This window comes from Suttonella sp. R2A3, from assembly GCF_021513215.1.
In the GTDB taxonomy this organism is placed as follows: domain Bacteria; phylum Pseudomonadota; class Gammaproteobacteria; order Cardiobacteriales; family Cardiobacteriaceae; genus JAHUUI01.
Map to the genome: position 1 here is coordinate 1,546,092 of NZ_CP090975.1, position 16,784 is coordinate 1,562,875.

Consider the following 16,784-nt stretch of genomic DNA (forward strand, 5'->3'; position numbering starts at 1 on the left):
AAGCTATTGCGCCAAATGATCGCGGGTGGCGCTGAATTCGATATCAGGGAAGCGCTCTTGGGTGAGCTGCAAGTTAACCCTTGACGGGGCAACATAGACCAGCTGGCCGTAGTGATCATGTGCCAGATTGGCCTGATTTTTATCGACAAACTGCTTGAGCGCTTTATCGTTGGGGGCTTCTACCCAACGCGCGGTCGCGACATTGACCCCTTCAAACTGACAATCCACTTTATATTCGGTTTGTAACCGCGCTTGCACGACGTCAAATTGCAGCACCCCGATTGCGCCGAGGATTAAATCATTACCCATGATTGGTTTGAAAAATTGCGTGGCGCCCTCTTCGCAGAGCTGTTCTAGCCCTTTGAGTAACGCTTTCATTTTCAGCGGGTCTTTGAGTTGGACGCGACGAAAGAGCTCAGGAGCGAAGTCGGGGATGCCGGTAAATTGTAATTCTTCGCCGGAGGTGAAGGTATCGCCGATGCGAATCGTGCCGTGGTTGTGGATGCCGATGATGTCGCCGGCAACGGCTTTGGTCGCTTGATCGCGTTCTGCGGCGAGAAAGGTCAGCGCATCTGGGATTTTTACATCACGCGCCAAACGTACTTGGCGCAGCTTTATGCCGGGGGTAAAGGTACCGGAATTGATGCGTAAAAAGGCAATTCGGTCACGATGTTTCGGATCCATATTGGCCTGGATTTTAAACACAAAGCCGCTAAAGGTGTCTTCGGAAGGGTGTACTTCACGGACAGTGGTTTTGCGCGCACGCGGTGCAGGTGCGTATTTAGCAAAGTCGTTAAGCATTTCGCGTACCCCGAAATTACCAATCGCGGAGCCAAAAAAGACCGGGGTTAAGTCACCCTTGAGATATGCCTCTTGATCAAACGTATTGCTGGCTTCACGAATGAGTTCGATTTCATCACGAAAATCGGCAATCATGTCGGGCAGTAATTCATCTAGGCGCGGGTTATCCAGGCCATCGACTTCTTCCCCTACATTCACCAAAGACCCTTTGCCGGATTCGTAAAAATACACTTTATCTTCTAACAGGTGATAAACGCCTTTTAAGCTTCGCCCCATGCCAATCGGCCAGGTGATCGGCGCGCAATCGATTTTTAACACATCCTCAACCTCGTCAATCAACTCCATCGGGTCGCGTCCTTCGCGGTCGAGCTTGTTGATAAAGGTAAAAATTGGGGTGTCACGCAGGCGGCAGACTTCCATCAGCTTGATCGTGCGTTCTTCAACCCCTTTTGCGCAATCAATCACCATCAGCGCAGAGTCGACAGCGGTGAGTGTGCGGTAGGTGTCTTCAGAGAAATCTTCGTGCCCTGGGGTGTCGAGTAAGTTGATCACTTTGCCTTGATAAGGAAACTGCATCACCGAACTGGTTACAGAAATACCGCGTTCCTGCTCCATCGCCATCCAGTCAGAGGTGGCGTGGCGCGCGGCTTTACGGCCCTTAACTGTTCCGGCGAGCTGAATCGCTCCGCCAAAAAGCAGCAGTTTTTCGGTAAGGGTTGTTTTACCCGCATCTGGGTGAGAAATGATCGCAAAAGTGCGACGATCCCGATAATCGTTAGATAAATCCACTTAATTCAAATCCTTATTATGCACAGCACGGCTGATCTACTGACAGGTTGCAAACCGGCTATTTTAACATAGACCGCGCTGACCTCGGCGCGCTTTTCCTTCTGTGGGAGAGGGTTTGTTCTATGACCAAGGCGCTAAGGTATGATGGTGCTTTGTTAGCGAGAGGAGGGGTGCAGATGTTATGTAAGCGTTTTATAGTCAGCGGTCGTGTGCAAGGCGTGGCTTTTCGCTATTACACCCAAAAACAAGCGAAGGCACTTGAAGTGTGCGGTTATGTACGTAATCTTGAAGATGGGCGGGTAGAAGTGCTCGCTCAAGGGGATGAGGCGGCGATTGAGGCGCTAAGCGTTTGGTTGTGGCAAGGCCCACCCGCGGCAAGCGTGGAAAACGTTGGTGAAATAACGTGTGCAGCGGATGAGGCGTTAACGAATTTTGTGATTACTGATTAACAGATTTGGCGAAATCAGAGCAGTATAGACCGTGTAACGTCGCGAGTATGATTTGCAGGTTATCGTTACTAATATAATAGGTTAGGGTGCGGTGGTCGCGGGTGAAATCGACAATATTGGCTTCGCGTAAAATTGCCAAGTGATTAGACATTGAGGTTTGTGCGATACCAACAATCTCGATGAGTTCGGTGACATTGCGCGGTTGTTCGACTAAGGCACACAACGCCATTAAACGGTGTTTATTGGCGATGAGCTTGAGTAACTGTGAGACTTCGTCAGCCTGAGCGAGCATGGCATCCATGGGTTGCTTCCTTAAAAATTATGTAATATATCACAAGAATACTCATTCTTCTTCGATACAAATCTCTTTATGATAAATCGCGATTAGCGTACGCACGCTTAATAGCACAATCAAAACGCCCAAAATTCCATATAGCACAAGCGCTAAGTTACGATAAAACAAAAGATTTGTCGCATGAGACATTTGCAGGCTGGCGAGTGTTATGGCGGCCATTGGGAAAGAATACGCCCACCACGACAAATAAAACCGCACTTTGCGTAACAGCGATAACTGCATGATCAGTAGCATCAAAATAAAAATACCAAAGAAATACAATACGCGGGCAAAAGCGTCTAATTGTTCGCCATTAAGCTTCATATAAGCGATAAAACCAATTGCTGGCGGTGCGAGTAAGATGAAAAAGGTCGGCAGGAGCTTTTCTGGTAGTGGATGATGAAAAATAATCCGATTGAAGAAAATAACCAATAAAATTAACCAAAACACCAGGCCAATACTAAAGAATAACCAGGAAATATCGGCGGGCGCATGGGTGATGCCAGCAATCGGCACAATAATATTGCCTACTGCGGGAATAAACCACGACGGATTCATGTGTTTGAGCTCAAATTGTGCATTTTGAATCCACATGGTGATGATTTTTAGCGTGAGTGCCAAGTGTACAACGCTGCCAAGTAGCCAAAACGTCAACGATGCTGTTGTCTGTATGGGTAAAAGGATTATGCTGAACAGCAGTAAACTGATCGAAAAAGCCGGGAAAAAATGCAAGCGTATCGGATGGTTGAATTCTTCAGTAACGACCTGTGGGTGTTTGATGATTTTCAGTGCATAAATGACGCTGATCAGGAAAAATAAGGCTGCAGACAGAACAATCAGTATTGGGCTAAACTGCCAGTTAAGCGATAATGATTGCTCGATACGCTGACTGGCGATGGTAAGCCCCGCAAACCCCATGATGACCGCGAACATGGAAATAGGGAAAAATGGTAAACGCATTGGCTGAGACATGGCTGTTCCTGAATAGGCAATAGATTGTTAAATAATAATATCATAAAATAATTATATATAAACAGGTTTGCGGGTAAGCGCGGTGGTGTACTATACCTTGTGCCAGAGTGTCCTAATGCTTGAACTTTCTGAGTTTGCCGCCATCTAATCCACATGATGTTAAATGGAGTATCCCTATGCGTGATTTTGCTGCCAACCCACTGTATCACCCACCTGCAGCCCCAGATTTTGTGGCGCTGAAACCTGAACACGTCAGCGCGATTGCTGCGATTATTGATGAGAATCGAGAGCAGCTTGACGAACTGTTAAAGCAAGACGCATTCACTTGGGATAATCTCATTCTGCCGTTAGAGCGTATGGATGATCGCCTGTCACGAGCGTTTTCGCCGATTGGCCACCTATACAGCGTGTGTAGCACCGATGCTTGGCGCCAAGCGTATGAACAAGCGCTGCCGCTATTATCAGAATACGGCGCTGATATGGCGCAACATAGTGGACTGTACGCCGCGATTAAGTCGTTGCGTGATAGTGAGGATTTTGCTTTGCTGAGCGCTACCCAGAAAAAAGTGATCGATGACGCTTTGGAAGATTTTGAGCGCAGTGGGGTGGCTTTGCCGGATGCGGAAAAAGCGCGCTTTAAAAAGCTCAGTTTGCGGCTTTCTGAATTATCCACCCAGTTTTCCAATCATGTGCTCGATGCGACCGATGCTTGGCATAAATTGATTGATGACGAGGAACAAGCGTTGCAAGGCGTACCACATAGCGCCAAGGCACTCATGGCAGATTTAGCAAGCCAACACGACCAGCATGGTTTTCGTGTGACTTTAGATGCGCCGGTGGTGATCCCTATTTTAACTTATGCTGATGACCGCGGTCTGCGCGGTGAAGTGTATGCAGCGTATAACGCGCGTGCCTCAGACAAAGGGCCAAACGCCAATACCTTTGATAATGCAGCGATCGTTGGTGAGATTTTAGCGTTGCGGGCGCAGATGGCAGAGATGCTCGGTTTTGCCGATTTTGCCGCGCTATCGGTGGACGATAAGATGGCGAAGACGCCGGCGGCGGTTGACGCCTTTCTCGACAATTTACTCAAAGCGAGTAAGCAGGCGGGTGAGGCTGATATGGCGGAATTACGCGCCTTTGCTGCGCGTGAACTCGATTTGGATGATGTGCAGCCATGGGATGTTGCCTATGTCTCGGAAAAATTGCGGCAGACGAAATACGCGATTTCCCAGGAAGATTTACGCCCCTATTTTCCGGTGTCTAAGGTGCTTGAAGGGTTGTTTTCGATTAGCGAACGACTCTTTGGTGCGCGCTTTACCCCTAATATAGCGTTGAGCACCTGGCATAAAGATGTGCTCGCCTATGATGTATTAGCCGATGATGGCTCGGTGCAAGCGCGTTTTTACCTTGATTTATACGCGCGCCAGCAAAAGCGTGGTGGTGCGTGGATGGACGGTGCAGTACAGCGTTTTCGTGATGGTGAAACGTTGCAGCTACCAGTGGCGTATTTGGTCTGTAATTTCACTCCGCCGGTCGGGGACGAAGAAGCCTACCTCACCCATGATGAAGTCACCACCTTATTCCATGAATTTGGCCATGGCTTGCATCATATGCTGAGCGAAGTGGATATCTATAGCGTATCTGGAATCAATGGCGTTGAATGGGACGCGGTTGAGCAGCCTAGCCAGTTTATGGAAAACTTTTGCTATACCCGCGAAGGCTTAGACGCGCTCACCCGGCATAAAGACAGTGGCGAGAAACTCCCTGATGCACTGTTTAATAAGCTGCTAGCTGCTAAAAACTTCCAATCAGCGATGGCAATGCTGCGTCAGCTGGAATTTTCTTTGTTCGATATGCGGATTCACAGCGCCAGTGAACAAGGCCGGCCGGTGCTTGAGGTGCTCGATGAGGTGCGCGCAAAAGTCGCGGTTACGCCAGACTACGCCGATAACCGCTTCCCAATGCAATTTGCGCATATTTTTGCCGGTGGCTACGCCGCAGGATATTACAGCTATAAATGGGCTGAAGTGCTTTCTGCTGATAGCTTTAGCGCGTTTGAAGAAGAAGGGGTGTTCAACCCAGAAGTTGGCGCACGTTTTCGTGATGAAATTCTCGCAGTCGGTGGCGCGCGCAGCAGCATGGAGAGCTTTGTCGCTTTTCGTGGCCGTGAGCCGAATGTTGATGCGCTACTGCGCCACAACGGGATAAGTCAATGATCGCGCGGGTTGCGGCGCTTGCCCTTACCTCTAGCGTACTATTGGCCCAAGCGGCATCAGATGATCTATGGACGGCTTTTGATGGGTTTGATGAGAATGGAGAGATCCTGATTGGCTTTAAAGATGCTGACGGTGAGGTGGTACTTGAGCCGCAGTTCTCAGGGATCACCCACGCTAAAAGGCTCGAGCATTTGATGGGCTATTTACAATATGATGAGAATACTGTGAGCTCTGGCGTATTGCTGAAAACCGGTGAGCGTTTGGATTATCGGCCTTATGCGCCTGATGCGATCAGTGATTGCGAAAGCGAAGGCACGTTGCGTGCCTATAATGCGGATTGGGATATGGGGCTACTTGATCACAAAGGGCAATGGATCATCCCAGCGGAATATAATCATCTCAGTCGCGTGCAAAATGGCATGAGTGTTGTACTATCGGGTGCACGCCGCTCTTCCGATGATGAGCACTGGTCTTGGCTAGGTGGTTCGCGAAGCTTAGTCGATCGTGATGGAACAGTGATTGTGGCTGATTTTGTTGGTGACGTTGATGCGATTGATTGGTTTTCTTTTGCAATAGGCGACAGTGACGATCCGCTGCGCGATGTTTGGCAGGGCGTTGATGGCAAGCGCTATAACGCGGTCAATACCCAGCGTGAATTCAACGCCTTTGTAGAAGGCGGTTTAGTCAACGCCTTAGCGGCTGAACGCTATGACGGGCTGCTTTTTGAAGAGATCGTGCTGTATTATCAAGATAAGACCCTCACGCGCGAACAAGCAGTGAACGATCCAGCCATGGTTTCTTTCTTACGCGCATTCAAACAAGCGTTGGCCTCTGGTGTCGAGTATAAGCCGTATCGGCGCGATAAGGAGTTTGGGATTTTCTCGCTCAATCTGCCGCGCTCATGGCTGGATTATGTGAATCATTGTGATGATTTTTATGAAAGCTGCTATCCGGTGTATCAGATTAGCTGGGGTGCGCCTGATGACACGCGCACTGTCTGGTTTTTGCGCAGTGAGGATGGCTATCAAATATTAGCGGTTGAATTCAATCTGCGCGCACAACCCATCATTAATCCATAACCTTGGAGAAGCATGAGTGTATTTACCGAGATGATCGAAGGCACACGTCCGGCCATTGTGGTTGCCGAAGACGGAGCGCACATTGCGTTCATGGAGCCGAACCCGAATGCGCGTGGGCATGTGATTTGCCTGCCTAAAACCGAGCACGAAAATCTATTTGCGCTTGATGAGCCAGCCTATCTGGCGTTAATGCGCTTTGCACGCAGTATCGCTCAGGCAATCGAAGCCGTCGTGCCGTGTCAAAAAGTGGGCATGGCCTCGATTGGTTTAGCGGTGGCGCATGTGCATATTCATCTTGTGCCGTTGAATCAGGCTAAGGAGATGAATTTCATTGATAAAGTTACCGTGAGCGCTGCCGAACAGCAATCACTTGGTCAAATGATTGCTACCGAGTGGCAGGAGAAGCGTTAACGAACTTAGATTTTTGGCTCAGCGAATAACAAATCCCATAGGCTTTGTTTTTTGCTGATGTCGCCGTTAAGGTAGTGCTGAATTTCTTGATCGTTCATCATCGAGGCGAAATTCATCTTCAGTACACGCAGCGCATCGTTTTGTAATTGTGGCTGCGCTAACTCTTGGTAGGCGCGACTCATCAAAGCCAAGGCATAAGGTACACTAGGGGCACCGTCGTAACGCGTGACCACATTTTTCGCGCGGTTAGCCGCAGCAACGTACGACCCACGACGCATATAATAATCAGCGATCTCTAATTCATGCTGTGCCATGAGGTTTTTCAAGAACAACATGCGATAGCGTGCATCTTCGCTGTACTCACTTTTCGGATAAGTTTCAACCAGATAGCTAAAATTATCAAACGCACGTTGTAGTTTACTCGGGTCGATCTGGGTGAGGTTGATCGGATTGAGTTTAGAGAAGATGTTAACGTCTTTCTCGTAAACGACCACGCCTTTCATGTAGTATGCGTAATCGATATACGGGTGGTTCGGGTAGGTGCGGATAAAGTTATCATAAGCTTTTTCCGCCTTCTCACCTTCGCCATCACGGTAGTAGCTAAACGCGAGATCAAGCATACTTTGTTGAGCAAGCTTGCCATAGGGGTAGCGTGAGAGTAATTTGGTGTGATAATTTGCAGCTGTGCTATAGTTGCCACCGTCCATTTCTGCTTTGGCTTCGCGATACAGCTGGTCAGCGCTCCAGTTCAGCGTCTTGTCTTGCTGCAGTGAAGAACATGCTGTAAGTAGCCCGGCAAGCGTTAAGCTGAGCACAATACGTGTACGTTGCATAAAACACCCAAATATCATTCAAAACTCCATTATAAACGTAAACCATGCCTACTAATACTCAAAACTCAGAAAAAAACCATCTTGTCATCGATTTTCGTGTCGATGAGGGCGAACATGGCCGCCGTTTAGACCAAGTGCTCGCTGAGCGCGTCGATGGCGTATCGCGCGGCCGCTTGCAGCAAAGCCTCAAAGAAGGCGATATTCTGTGTAACGATAAAAAAGCCAAACCGAAAACATCCGTGTGCCTGGGGGATAAGATTTCTGGCGCGGTTTGGTGTGAGGTGCAGGTGGCGCATGCCCCACAGGCGATTGCACTCGATGTACTCTATCACGATCAAGATATTATTGTGCTCAATAAGCCAGCTGGTATGGTGGTTCATCCGGCAGCGGGTAACCACGATGGCACATTGCTCAATGCACTATTACACTATTTCCCGAGCACAGCAGAGCTACCGCGTGCTGGCATTGTTCATCGCTTAGATAAAGACACCAGCGGACTATTGGTGGTTGCGCACAGTCTGCGTGCACACACCCATTTGGTCGAACAGCTGCAAGAACGCACGATGGGGCGGACGTATTTAGCTTTAGTGCATCGTTATGTGACTGCCGGAGACACGATTGACGAGCCGATTGGTCGGCATCGTAGTGAGCGGGTAAAAATGGCGGTACGTAGCGACGGCAAAGCCGCACGAACGCATTACCGTATCGAAGAGCGTTTTGACGGGGTGACGTTATTACGTGTACAGCTTGAAAGTGGGCGTACGCATCAGATTCGCGTGCATATGGCGCATATCCATCACCCATTAGTCGGGGATAAAGTCTACGGCGCGCAAGCGCATGTTCCTAAAGGGATGAGCGAGGTTGCGCGCGAAGCAGTGCAGCAGTTTCCACGTCAGGCGCTGCACGCCGCCGAGCTTCATCTCACCCATCCGGGTAGTGGCGAGACGATGACCTTCAGTGCGCCACTGCCTGATGATTTTACTGCGCTGCTTGACGTTCTAAGGGTAGAGCAAGAAGCCTAAACGCTTATTGCGCTTCGAAATTCTCAATCGCTTGGCGCACGCGCTCGGGAATTCGACCCGGTTTCTTTGTTTTGGGATCAATCCACACCATGATCGCTTTAGCAGTGGCGCATAGCTTATCGCCTTGGCGGATTTCCGCGCTCACGTCAAAGCTACTGCCACCGATGCGACTGACCTTGCTGCCAACAACAATATGCGCAGGATAGCGCAGTTCTTCTTTAAATTGACAGCTGATATCGACCATGACAATCATCGGAACAGGGCCTTCGACAGCCGGTAAGCAAACCTCTTCAAAATACTTAAAACGTGCACTTTCGAGGTAGCGGAAAAAGATCGTGTTGTTTACGTGTCCGTAAGCATCCATATCGCCCCAACGGATGTCTATCGATGTATGATGATGAAAAGTCATGATTTTTCTATCCGTTAAGCGATTCAAACGATCGATTATATCTTGAGATAGACCAGAAAACATAGCCTGCGCTTAGCTTTTTTGGTAGCATTGACTCGGTTTTTTATCCATCAACTCTATGGAAGTTAATTATGAATTTGCATGAATATCAGGCTAAGGCGCTGTTTCGTGAGTATGGCGTTGCCACACCACGCAGCATTTTGGCACATTCTGCTGATGAGGCAGTGAGCGCCGCCGAAGAATTAGGTGGCTCGGTTTGGGTGGTCAAAGCGCAGGTACACGCTGGTGGGCGTGGTAAAGCTGGCGGCGTTAAAGTGGCCAAATCGTTGGATGAGGTGCGTGAGTATGCGGCCGGCATGATCGGTAACACCTTGAAAACCAAGCAAACCGGCGATGTCGGCTTACCAATTAATATGGTGCTCATCGAAGAAGGTCTTGATATTGTCGATGAGCTGTATGTCTCGGCTGTGGTCGATCGCGCAACCCGTCGCGTATCGTTTATCGCTTCTGCTGAAGGTGGCATGGACATCGAAGAAGTTGCTGAGTCAACGCCAGAGAAAATTCTCAATATTGGGGTTGATCCAGCCGCGGGTTATCAGCCGTATATTGGCCGTTACCTCGGCTTTGAAATGGGCTTAGACAAGCAAAAAACCGGTCAACTGGTTAAATTGCTTAACGGCTTATACAAAATGTTCGTCGAAAAAGATTTGGCGATGTTAGAAATTAACCCATTGATCGTGACCGGCGAAGGCAATTTATTGCCACTTGACGCGAAAATCGGCTTAGATGATAACGCGCTTTATCGCCATAAAGATTTGGCCGAGATGCGCGATGCGACTCAAGAAGACGAGCGTGAAAACAAAGCCAGTGAGTTGGAGCTCAACTATGTCGCGCTCGATGGCAACATTGGCTGTATGGTTAACGGCGCTGGCCTGGCGATGGCGACCATGGATATTGTTAAACTCCACGGTGGTGCACCAGCAAACTTCCTGGATGTTGGCGGCGGCGCGACCTCTGAGCGGGTTAAAGAAGCGTTTAAGCTGATCTTAAGCTCTGAAGATGTGAAATCAATTCTGGTTAACATTTTTGGCGGCATCGTACGCTGTGATTTGATTGCTGAAGGCATCATCAGCGCGGCGAAAGAAATTGATCTGAAAGTGCCGGTGGTGGCGCGTTTGCAAGGGACAAACGTAGAACTCGGGCGCAAGATGCTCGATGAGAGCGGACTCAACATCGAATCCGCTGATGACCTCACCGACGCGGCGAAAAAAGCCGTTGCGGCAGCGCAATAAGGAGTCACCATGAGTATTTATATCAATAAAAACACCAAAGTTATTTGCCAAGGCTTTACCGGCTCACAGGGCACATTCCATTCTGAGCAAGCGATTGCTTACGGCACACAATTAGTTGGCGGCGTGACCCCAGGTAAAGGTGGGCAAACCCACTTAGACCGTCCTGTGTTTAATTCTTGCCACGAAGCAGTGCGCGAAACTGGTGCTAATGCGTCGATGATCTTTGTGCCACCTCCCTTTGCCGCCGATTCTATTTTAGAAGCGGTTGATGCAGGGATTGAAGTGATCGCTTGTATTACCGAAGGGATTCCTGTGCTCGATATGATGCGGGTTAAGGCTGCAATCAGCGGTACGAACGTGCGTTTGGTTGGTCCAAACTGCCCAGGGGTGATCACACCGGGCGAATGTAAAATGGGCATCATGCCAGGACACATTCACTTGCCAGGCTCAGTCGGCATTGTCTCGCGTTCAGGTACGCTGACTTATGAAGCCGTACACCAAACCACACAAATCGGTCTGGGACAGTCAACGTGTGTCGGTATCGGTGGGGATCCGATCAACGGTACCAACTTCATCGACGTGCTTTCTGCTTTTGAAGCGGATGAACAAACCAAAGGGATTGTTATGGTTGGTGAGATCGGCGGTAGCGCTGAGGAAGAAGCCGCTGAATACATCAAAGCGCATGTGAGCAAACCCGTTGTTGCTTATATCGCAGGCGTAACAGCACCTCCTGGCAAGCGCATGGGTCACGCTGGGGCGATTATCGCTGGCGGTAAAGGCACAGCTGATGATAAATTCAAAGCTTTGGAAGCGGCTGGCGTTGCCACCGTGCGTTCACCAGCTGATATTGGTGAAACGTTGAAGAAGCTGATGAATGCTTAAGCGCAGCATTTGCTAAAAAACCCGGCTTAGGCCGGGTTTTTTTATGGGTAAGTGTATTTCAATAATTGCTAGAAAGCAGGGTGTTATTGCACTTTGATCGATCACAACCAAGGATTAAGGGCTTCTTTAGCGCCAACCTGTTTGCTTAAGCTGTCAGTGAGCGATTTGAGATCAAAACCCTCTGTGCTAATGCGTTTAGGGACGATATAGAATAACCGCGGCATGATGTAAATCAGCACATAGTGTTCATTTTCGCGCCATTTTAAAATATTGTGCCAACGAATCAGTGAATCATAATCCTTTGATGCGAACTCGACGCTGTCTTCATGGACGCTTAGGGTAATCGGTTTATGGATCATTTTATATTTGCGGTAGTTGCGACGAGAAAACCAGGGTAAAGTGAGGCGGACTAACACAAATACTGTGCCCCCACCGATTAACCCACCGATGCCTGCGCCGCGTAGTGCTGGCATGCTGGAAAAGAGCGCGAGTAGCAGCAGGACAAAGGCAACGAGCAAATGGACGATTAAGGCTTTATGCGTCAAGCGGCTGAAGAGCCGCATGCTTGCCACATAATCTTTAGCGCTGATTGTGTAAGTGACTGGTTCACTCATAATTGGGCCAGCGCTTCTTTCAGTCGCGCGTCAGCTTGACTGTCGATGAGCTTACCTTGTTGAAAGACCTCGTTGAACTGCCCGATAGCACAGGTGGCAATCACCTCAGCGCTGAAAAACGGCAGCATTTTCTCAAGAGTGGAGATCGCGGATTGTGCGCCAGATGCACCAGGTGACGTGCCAAGAATGACCACTTTTTTGTCTTTGAGGAAGTCGCGCTGATGGCGTGATAACCAATCGAGCTGGCTTTTAAAAAAAGCAGCCAGCCCGCCGTTATGTTCAGCGACGCTGATGATCAGCGCTTTGGCGGGTTTGAGCGTGTCAGCCAAACGTTGCGCTTCTTCGGGAATACCTTGCTCGCGCTCATAATCAGCGTCATAGATTGGGATGTCGTAATCGGTGAGGGTAATCACTTGTGCCTCGTTTAAGAGTGAGGCGGCATAAGTGACTAATTGATGGTTAATCGACGTTGAACTGTTGCTGCCGGCAAAAGCGATAATCGCGCTCATAGAAACTCCTTGAGGAAAAAGATGCGTTTAGTATAAAACAAAGGTTATGAGCGTGGGTTGTGTTTGACCGCTTGTTCATACTCAAGCAGCCATGCTTTACGCGATAGCCCACCAGCGTAGCCAGTCAGTGAGCCATCGCTGCCGATCACGCGATGACACGGAATGATAATAGAAATACGGTTTTGCCCGTTGGCACGCGCCACAGCGCGCACCGCTTTAGGGTTGTTGATGCGTTCTGCTTGAGCGCCATAGCTTAAGGTTTCACCATAAGCGATGGTTTGTAACGCTCGCCAGACTTGCTGCTGAAAAGGGGTACCAATCAACCATAAAGGGGTGGCAAAGGTTTGCAGGTCGCCGTTAAAATAGCGTACCAGCTCATCTTTAGCGAGCTCGATATGCGGCGATTGATCGCTGAGTCGATATTTACCAAGGTATTTAGCCAAAGACGCTAATTCGTCGGCAAGTGGCGTACTGTCACAATACTCCAGCGAACATACCCCTTGCTCACCAGCAACAAGATACATCTCGCCCAGTGGGGTCTTTAGAGAACTGGTCGCTAATAGCGTCTCATTCATGATCTCACTCCCTTATTGACTGATAAACATACGCTGTTTGGCTTCAGCGTCAGTATAGCGACGCTTCACCACAAACTCATAACGATTTTTGAGTCGGGTCGATACCTAAGCTGCGTAATTTACGATACAAGTTGGTGCGATCCATGCCAACACGACCAGCGAGCTGGGCCACATTGCCATCGCAGTGGCGAAATTGTTCGAGTAAGTACTGATGCTCAAACATTTCTCGCGCCTCACGCAGCGATAAGTCTTTAGGAATGATCTGCGACCAGGTATTGTCCTCGCTTGGTGCCTCAAGTGGCGCAAGCGCCTCACGCGCCTCTTCAAGGCCAATATCGGGTTGTTCGCTGGCAAGCAAAAGCCGTTGTACCAGATTGCGTACCTCGCGTACGTTGCCTTGCCAATGATGTTGGCGAAGCAGGTTTTGCGCAGCCAGCGAGAAATGACGATACGGCATTTCTTCAACGTCGGCGAAATGATTGACAAAATAATCGAGTAAATCAGGAATGTCTTCGCTGTGGCTATTTAAATCGGCAATGGTGAGGGTCGCGATGCTTAAATGATCAAATAGCTCCGCGCTAAGGCGTTCTTTGAGCAGATTCAGCGGCAGACGGCTGGCAAAAATCAGCCGGGTATCGATGTGTCGCTCGCCTTTGCCATCGCCGTGCTGGTAGGCCTCGTGTTCGATGATCTGACTGAGTAGTTTCTGGGCGTCGGTAGGGAGCAAGCTGGCCTCATCGATATACAGCGTGCCGCCATTGGCTTGGGCGATAATCCCCGCGCGTTTGCTATCACCAGCCAAGTTAGTAAGAATCGTCTCATTATCCATCGCTGCGATATTGGCGACGATAAACGGTTGCTCGTGGCGAGGACTGTGTTGGTGGATATAATGCGCAAGCTGGCGTTTACCGGTGCCCGCGCTACCGGTAAGCGTTAAAGGCACCGATTGCTCGGCTAGTTGCGTGGCGCGCTCACGTAGTTCTTGCATCACACGGCTGTTGCCAATGAGTTCAATATCTGGGGCGATTTTTGATTTTAACGCCGCGTTTTGACTCTTAAGCTCCTGGGTTTGTAGCGCTCGGTTAATCGTCAGCAGCATTTTCCCAGTCGATAACGGTTTTTCCAAGAAATCATAGGCGCCGAGTTTGGTCGCCTCCACCGCGGTTTCGATGTTGCCATGGCCTGACATCATAATCGTCATCGTATTCGGGTTGCCGCTTTCTTGCCACTCGCGCAACAGGCTGATGCCATCAGTGTCAGGCATCCAGATATCGAGTAAGACCAAATCAGGACTATGCGCCCGGTACTGCTCGCGTGCCTGTTCGGCATTCTCCGCGGTTAGCACCTGATAGCCCTCGTCTTCGAGAATATCGGCGATGCTCTCGAAAATCATCGTTTCGTCGTCAACAATTAAAATAGTGATGCTTTGATTACTCATGATACTCATTGTTTCGCTAAAGTAATGGTGATTTTAGCACCCCCAAGGGCGCTACTGTTACTCACGGCAATGTGTCCGTTGTGTTCTTGAATGATTTTTTTAACAATCGCTAAGCCGAGCCCTGTGCCTTTGCTCTTACCCGTCACATACGGTTCAAAAGGATCTTGTTCGAAATCGCTGAATCCTGCGCCGTTATCCGCGACGCACATTATAATGTCGCCGTGATCGTTTTGCTGGGTAGACCACTCAACAATCGCGTCTTCACCAGCCGCTTCCAAGGCGTTTTTGGTCAGGTTAAGAAAAACCTGGCGTAATTGCACCGGATCAATGCTGACCTGCGGTAACGATGGATCGGCGATAACCCGAATATCGTGTTCCGGATAGAGCTCGGTCATCTCTTGTAATAAGGCGTTAAGGTCGATGCTTTGTCGGCGCAATTCAATCGGGCGGGCGAATTGGCTGAAATCGCTGACAATCGTTTTCATTGCCTCAACCTGTTTGATAATCGTGTCGGTGGCGCGTTGTAAAATGCGCTGATCGGCTTCGTCGCTTAATTTGTTGCTGAGCTTTAGTTGTAAACGCTCACCTTGGAGTTGGATCGGCGTGAGCGGATTTTTAATCTCATGCGCTAAGCGGCGTGCGACTTCTTCCCAAGCCGCATTACGCTGACTGTGGATGAAATCAGTAATATCATCAAACACGAGAATATCTACCCCTGAGCCACTGACATTATCTTGCACGCGGCTGCCACGGCACATCAATACCGTTCGTTTATTGGCCAAGCGTAGCGTGACTTGCTGCTGCCAATGATCATCATCCTGTTCGCGCATCTCAGCGGTGGCGATTAATAGTTCATCGCAGGCATCTTGCGCCTGGCTTTCTGGGGGCGGGGTATGCCGGTCGTCTAATGAGCACCCTAAGATTTGCTCGGCGTTCGGGTTGAACGTTTGAATACGCTGCTCGGCGTTGAGCACGATGACCCCGGCTGTGATGTTGTCCATCAGCGTTTCAAGATAGGATTTTTGCTCCGCAAGCAGGCGCTGTGATTGCTCGTTTGCGGTTTGTGCTTTACCGAGCGCCGCGCTCATGCGGTTAAAATTTGCGCCTAATGCGCCGAGGTCATTGCGCGGTAAATTTTTAACTTGTGTGGTGTAATCGCCGTCAGCAATACGGCGGGTGGCGCGAATCAAGCTGCGTAGCGGTTGGGTCATGTGTTCACCAAACAACACGCTTAACCAGAAAATAAACAACACCGTGAGGGAGAAAATCAGGATCAATACCAGCAATAAACTGGTCGTGATATGTGGCTGTAAGTAATTATAGGTTTGGTAGTCACGGTAGTTTTGTCGCACTGATTGCGCAATCGAGTTAAACGACTCAGGCATTGCGTACACGGCTTGTAAATAAAACGGCTCGCGGCCTAATTTGTTGATGTTGCTGATCACATTGATACTGTATTCATCATCATGACTGGAGAATTCAAAATATTCGCGCTCCTCGTTAGCACGGCTAAGCGCTTGTGGGCTTGGTGCAGGCACCGTCATTACCGATAGATTACGGTGGGCAAAGCCGACCACGTTGCCCTGATGATCAAACACCGCAAGCATGATCGCATTATTATTGCGCCGCATCGCTTCGATGTTGTTGATTAGTTCGCCGTAAGTGATCCCTGAGATAAGATCACTCAGTTCACGGGTATCATCAAGCGCCTGGCGGGCGCGCAGAGTGATCGCTTCGCGGGTAAGTTGCAGTGCGTCGTTGAGGGTAGTCGAGACACGGCTGTTAAAGGTTTTATCTAAATCATAAGATAAAAATTGCCAGGAAAAATAGGCGATAATCATCACGGGTAGTAGGGCGGCAGTGAGCATCGACAGGGCAAAAGAAGCAGTTAATCGCGCACCGCTTTGTCGCTTACGCAGATGACGGATGATGATGTAAATCTGCCAAATAACCACGACCACCAAAATACCCAAACCAATTACTGCGGCGATTAATAGAGCGATGTAGTGGTTGCTGCGCGCGTTCTGATTGAGCGCGGCATTACTCAGCCCATAGACGGCTGAAAGGGTAAGCAAGATACATACGCCACCAGCAAGTAACGACCAAACCAGACGGTTAGTGCTTAGATAGCGACTTGACATGTCCATGGCGCTCCG

The 16,784-nt window shown here is 49.4% G+C and carries 17 protein-coding genes; 7 read left to right on the forward strand and 10 right to left on the reverse strand.

All coding sequences use genetic code 11. The annotated features are described in order from the left end of the window. Positions 1 to 3: 3 nt before the first annotated feature. A complete protein-coding gene (locus L0B52_RS07400) occupies positions 4 to 1,590 on the reverse strand; it encodes a peptide chain release factor 3 (RefSeq protein WP_235064088.1) in 1,587 nt (528 codons plus the stop codon). 176 nt (positions 1,591 to 1,766) lie between these two features. Between L0B52_RS07400 and yccX the strand changes: the two genes are divergently transcribed. Continuing rightward, on the forward strand, positions 1,767 to 2,039 hold the full coding sequence (gene yccX / locus L0B52_RS07405; RefSeq protein WP_235064089.1) for an acylphosphatase: 273 nt from the start codon (positions 1,767 to 1,769) through the stop codon (positions 2,037 to 2,039). Here the strand turns inward: yccX and L0B52_RS07410 are convergent. Beyond that, positions 2,029 to 2,340 (reverse strand): helix-turn-helix transcriptional regulator, encoded by a 312-nt coding sequence (locus tag L0B52_RS07410; RefSeq protein WP_235064090.1) that lies wholly within the window; start codon positions 2,338 to 2,340, stop codon positions 2,029 to 2,031. The genes yccX and L0B52_RS07410 overlap by 11 nt on opposite strands. 42 nt (positions 2,341 to 2,382) lie before the next feature. Beyond that, complete coding sequence (locus tag L0B52_RS07415; protein WP_235064091.1) at positions 2,383 to 3,345, reverse strand: SLAC1 anion channel family protein; 963 nt, start codon at positions 3,343 to 3,345, stop codon at positions 2,383 to 2,385. A 176-nt stretch (positions 3,346 to 3,521) separates the two neighbouring features. On the opposite strand from L0B52_RS07415, the gene L0B52_RS07420 reads away from it, so the two are divergent. The 3 genes from L0B52_RS07420 to L0B52_RS07430 are packed head-to-tail and all read left to right on the forward strand — an operon-like array spanning position 3,522 to position 7,054. After that, entirely contained in the window at positions 3,522 to 5,564 is a 2,043-nt protein-coding gene (locus tag L0B52_RS07420) for a M3 family metallopeptidase (protein WP_235064092.1), read from the forward strand. Then, the gene (locus L0B52_RS07425) at positions 5,561 to 6,643 is read left to right on the forward strand and encodes a WG repeat-containing protein (protein WP_235064093.1); all 1,083 of its coding nucleotides are present in this window, start codon (positions 5,561 to 5,563) and stop codon (positions 6,641 to 6,643) included. The genes L0B52_RS07420 and L0B52_RS07425 overlap by 4 nt, the downstream gene beginning before the upstream one ends. A 12-nt stretch (positions 6,644 to 6,655) precedes the next feature. Then, the gene (locus L0B52_RS07430) at positions 6,656 to 7,054 is read left to right on the forward strand and encodes an HIT family protein (protein WP_235064094.1); all 399 of its coding nucleotides are present in this window, start codon (positions 6,656 to 6,658) and stop codon (positions 7,052 to 7,054) included. 5 nt (positions 7,055 to 7,059) lie between these two features. Here L0B52_RS07430 and L0B52_RS07435 read toward each other — a convergent pair whose 3' ends face one another. Beyond that, positions 7,060 to 7,887 carry an outer membrane protein assembly factor BamD gene (locus tag L0B52_RS07435; RefSeq protein WP_235064095.1) on the reverse strand — a complete coding sequence of 276 codons (828 nt, stop codon included), beginning with the start codon at positions 7,885 to 7,887 and terminating at the stop codon, positions 7,060 to 7,062. Between the two features lie 44 nt (positions 7,888 to 7,931). On the opposite strand from L0B52_RS07435, the gene rluD reads away from it, so the two are divergent. Beyond that, positions 7,932 to 8,909, forward strand: a complete 978-nt coding sequence (gene rluD, locus L0B52_RS07440; RefSeq protein ID WP_235064096.1) for a 23S rRNA pseudouridine(1911/1915/1917) synthase RluD — start codon at positions 7,932 to 7,934, stop codon at positions 8,907 to 8,909. A 4-nt stretch (positions 8,910 to 8,913) separates the two neighbouring features. Here rluD and L0B52_RS07445 read toward each other — a convergent pair whose 3' ends face one another. Next, the gene (locus L0B52_RS07445) at positions 8,914 to 9,318 is read right to left on the reverse strand and encodes a thioesterase family protein (RefSeq protein WP_235064097.1); all 405 of its coding nucleotides are present in this window, start codon (positions 9,316 to 9,318) and stop codon (positions 8,914 to 8,916) included. 131 nt (positions 9,319 to 9,449) lie between these two features. Between L0B52_RS07445 and sucC the strand changes: the two genes are divergently transcribed. Together sucC and sucD are read left to right on the forward strand one after the other, a co-directional pair. Beyond that, the gene (gene sucC, locus L0B52_RS07450) at positions 9,450 to 10,610 is read left to right on the forward strand and encodes an ADP-forming succinate--CoA ligase subunit beta (RefSeq protein WP_235064098.1); all 1,161 of its coding nucleotides are present in this window, start codon (positions 9,450 to 9,452) and stop codon (positions 10,608 to 10,610) included. Between the two features lie 9 nt (positions 10,611 to 10,619). Further along, positions 10,620 to 11,492, forward strand: a complete 873-nt coding sequence (gene sucD / locus L0B52_RS07455; RefSeq protein WP_235064099.1) for a succinate--CoA ligase subunit alpha — start codon at positions 10,620 to 10,622, stop codon at positions 11,490 to 11,492. Between the two features lie 101 nt (positions 11,493 to 11,593). Here the strand turns inward: sucD and L0B52_RS07460 are convergent, their stop codons facing one another. The 5 genes from L0B52_RS07460 to L0B52_RS07480 form a co-directional block, all read right to left on the reverse strand. Then, positions 11,594 to 12,106 (reverse strand): YcxB family protein, encoded by a 513-nt coding sequence (locus L0B52_RS07460; RefSeq protein ID WP_235064100.1) that lies wholly within the window; start codon positions 12,104 to 12,106, stop codon positions 11,594 to 11,596. Continuing rightward, complete coding sequence (locus tag L0B52_RS07465; RefSeq protein WP_235064101.1) at positions 12,103 to 12,615, reverse strand: NADPH-dependent FMN reductase; 513 nt, start codon at positions 12,613 to 12,615, stop codon at positions 12,103 to 12,105. The genes L0B52_RS07460 and L0B52_RS07465 overlap by 4 nt, the downstream gene beginning before the upstream one ends. Positions 12,616 to 12,659: 44 nt before the next feature. Beyond that, the gene (locus L0B52_RS07470) at positions 12,660 to 13,190 is read right to left on the reverse strand and encodes a methylated-DNA--[protein]-cysteine S-methyltransferase (RefSeq protein WP_235064102.1); all 531 of its coding nucleotides are present in this window, start codon (positions 13,188 to 13,190) and stop codon (positions 12,660 to 12,662) included. Between the two features lie 76 nt (positions 13,191 to 13,266). After that, a complete protein-coding gene (locus L0B52_RS07475; protein WP_235064103.1) occupies positions 13,267 to 14,628 on the reverse strand; it encodes a sigma-54 dependent transcriptional regulator in 1,362 nt (453 codons plus the stop codon). A 5-nt stretch (positions 14,629 to 14,633) separates the two neighbouring features. Beyond that, the gene (locus L0B52_RS07480) at positions 14,634 to 16,769 is read right to left on the reverse strand and encodes an ATP-binding protein (RefSeq protein WP_235064104.1); all 2,136 of its coding nucleotides are present in this window, start codon (positions 16,767 to 16,769) and stop codon (positions 14,634 to 14,636) included. Positions 16,770 to 16,784: the final 15 nt, after the last annotated feature.

Coding starts and splice junctions, on each gene's coding strand:
- yccX (WP_235064089.1), top strand. CDS start 1,767: ATGTTATGTAAGCGTTTTATAGTCAGCGGTCGTGTGCAAGGCGTGGCT.
- L0B52_RS07410 (WP_235064090.1), bottom strand. CDS start 2,340: ATGGATGCCATGCTCGCTCAGGCTGACGAAGTCTCACAGTTACTCAAG.
- L0B52_RS07415 (WP_235064091.1), bottom strand. CDS start 3,345: ATGTCTCAGCCAATGCGTTTACCATTTTTCCCTATTTCCATGTTCGCG.
- L0B52_RS07420 (WP_235064092.1), top strand. CDS start 3,522: ATGCGTGATTTTGCTGCCAACCCACTGTATCACCCACCTGCAGCCCCA.
- L0B52_RS07425 (WP_235064093.1), top strand. CDS start 5,561: ATGATCGCGCGGGTTGCGGCGCTTGCCCTTACCTCTAGCGTACTATTG.
- L0B52_RS07430 (WP_235064094.1), top strand. CDS start 6,656: ATGAGTGTATTTACCGAGATGATCGAAGGCACACGTCCGGCCATTGTG.
- L0B52_RS07435 (WP_235064095.1), bottom strand. CDS start 7,887: ATGCAACGTACACGTATTGTGCTCAGCTTAACGCTTGCCGGGCTACTT.
- rluD (WP_235064096.1), top strand. CDS start 7,932: ATGCCTACTAATACTCAAAACTCAGAAAAAAACCATCTTGTCATCGAT.
- L0B52_RS07445 (WP_235064097.1), bottom strand. CDS start 9,318: ATGACTTTTCATCATCATACATCGATAGACATCCGTTGGGGCGATATG.
- sucC (WP_235064098.1), top strand. CDS start 9,450: ATGAATTTGCATGAATATCAGGCTAAGGCGCTGTTTCGTGAGTATGGC.
- sucD (WP_235064099.1), top strand. CDS start 10,620: ATGAGTATTTATATCAATAAAAACACCAAAGTTATTTGCCAAGGCTTT.
- L0B52_RS07460 (WP_235064100.1), bottom strand. CDS start 12,106: ATGAGTGAACCAGTCACTTACACAATCAGCGCTAAAGATTATGTGGCA.
- L0B52_RS07465 (WP_235064101.1), bottom strand. CDS start 12,615: ATGAGCGCGATTATCGCTTTTGCCGGCAGCAACAGTTCAACGTCGATT.
- L0B52_RS07470 (WP_235064102.1), bottom strand. CDS start 13,190: ATGAATGAGACGCTATTAGCGACCAGTTCTCTAAAGACCCCACTGGGC.
- L0B52_RS07475 (WP_235064103.1), bottom strand. CDS start 14,628: ATGAGTAATCAAAGCATCACTATTTTAATTGTTGACGACGAAACGATG.
- L0B52_RS07480 (WP_235064104.1), bottom strand. CDS start 16,769: ATGTCAAGTCGCTATCTAAGCACTAACCGTCTGGTTTGGTCGTTACTT.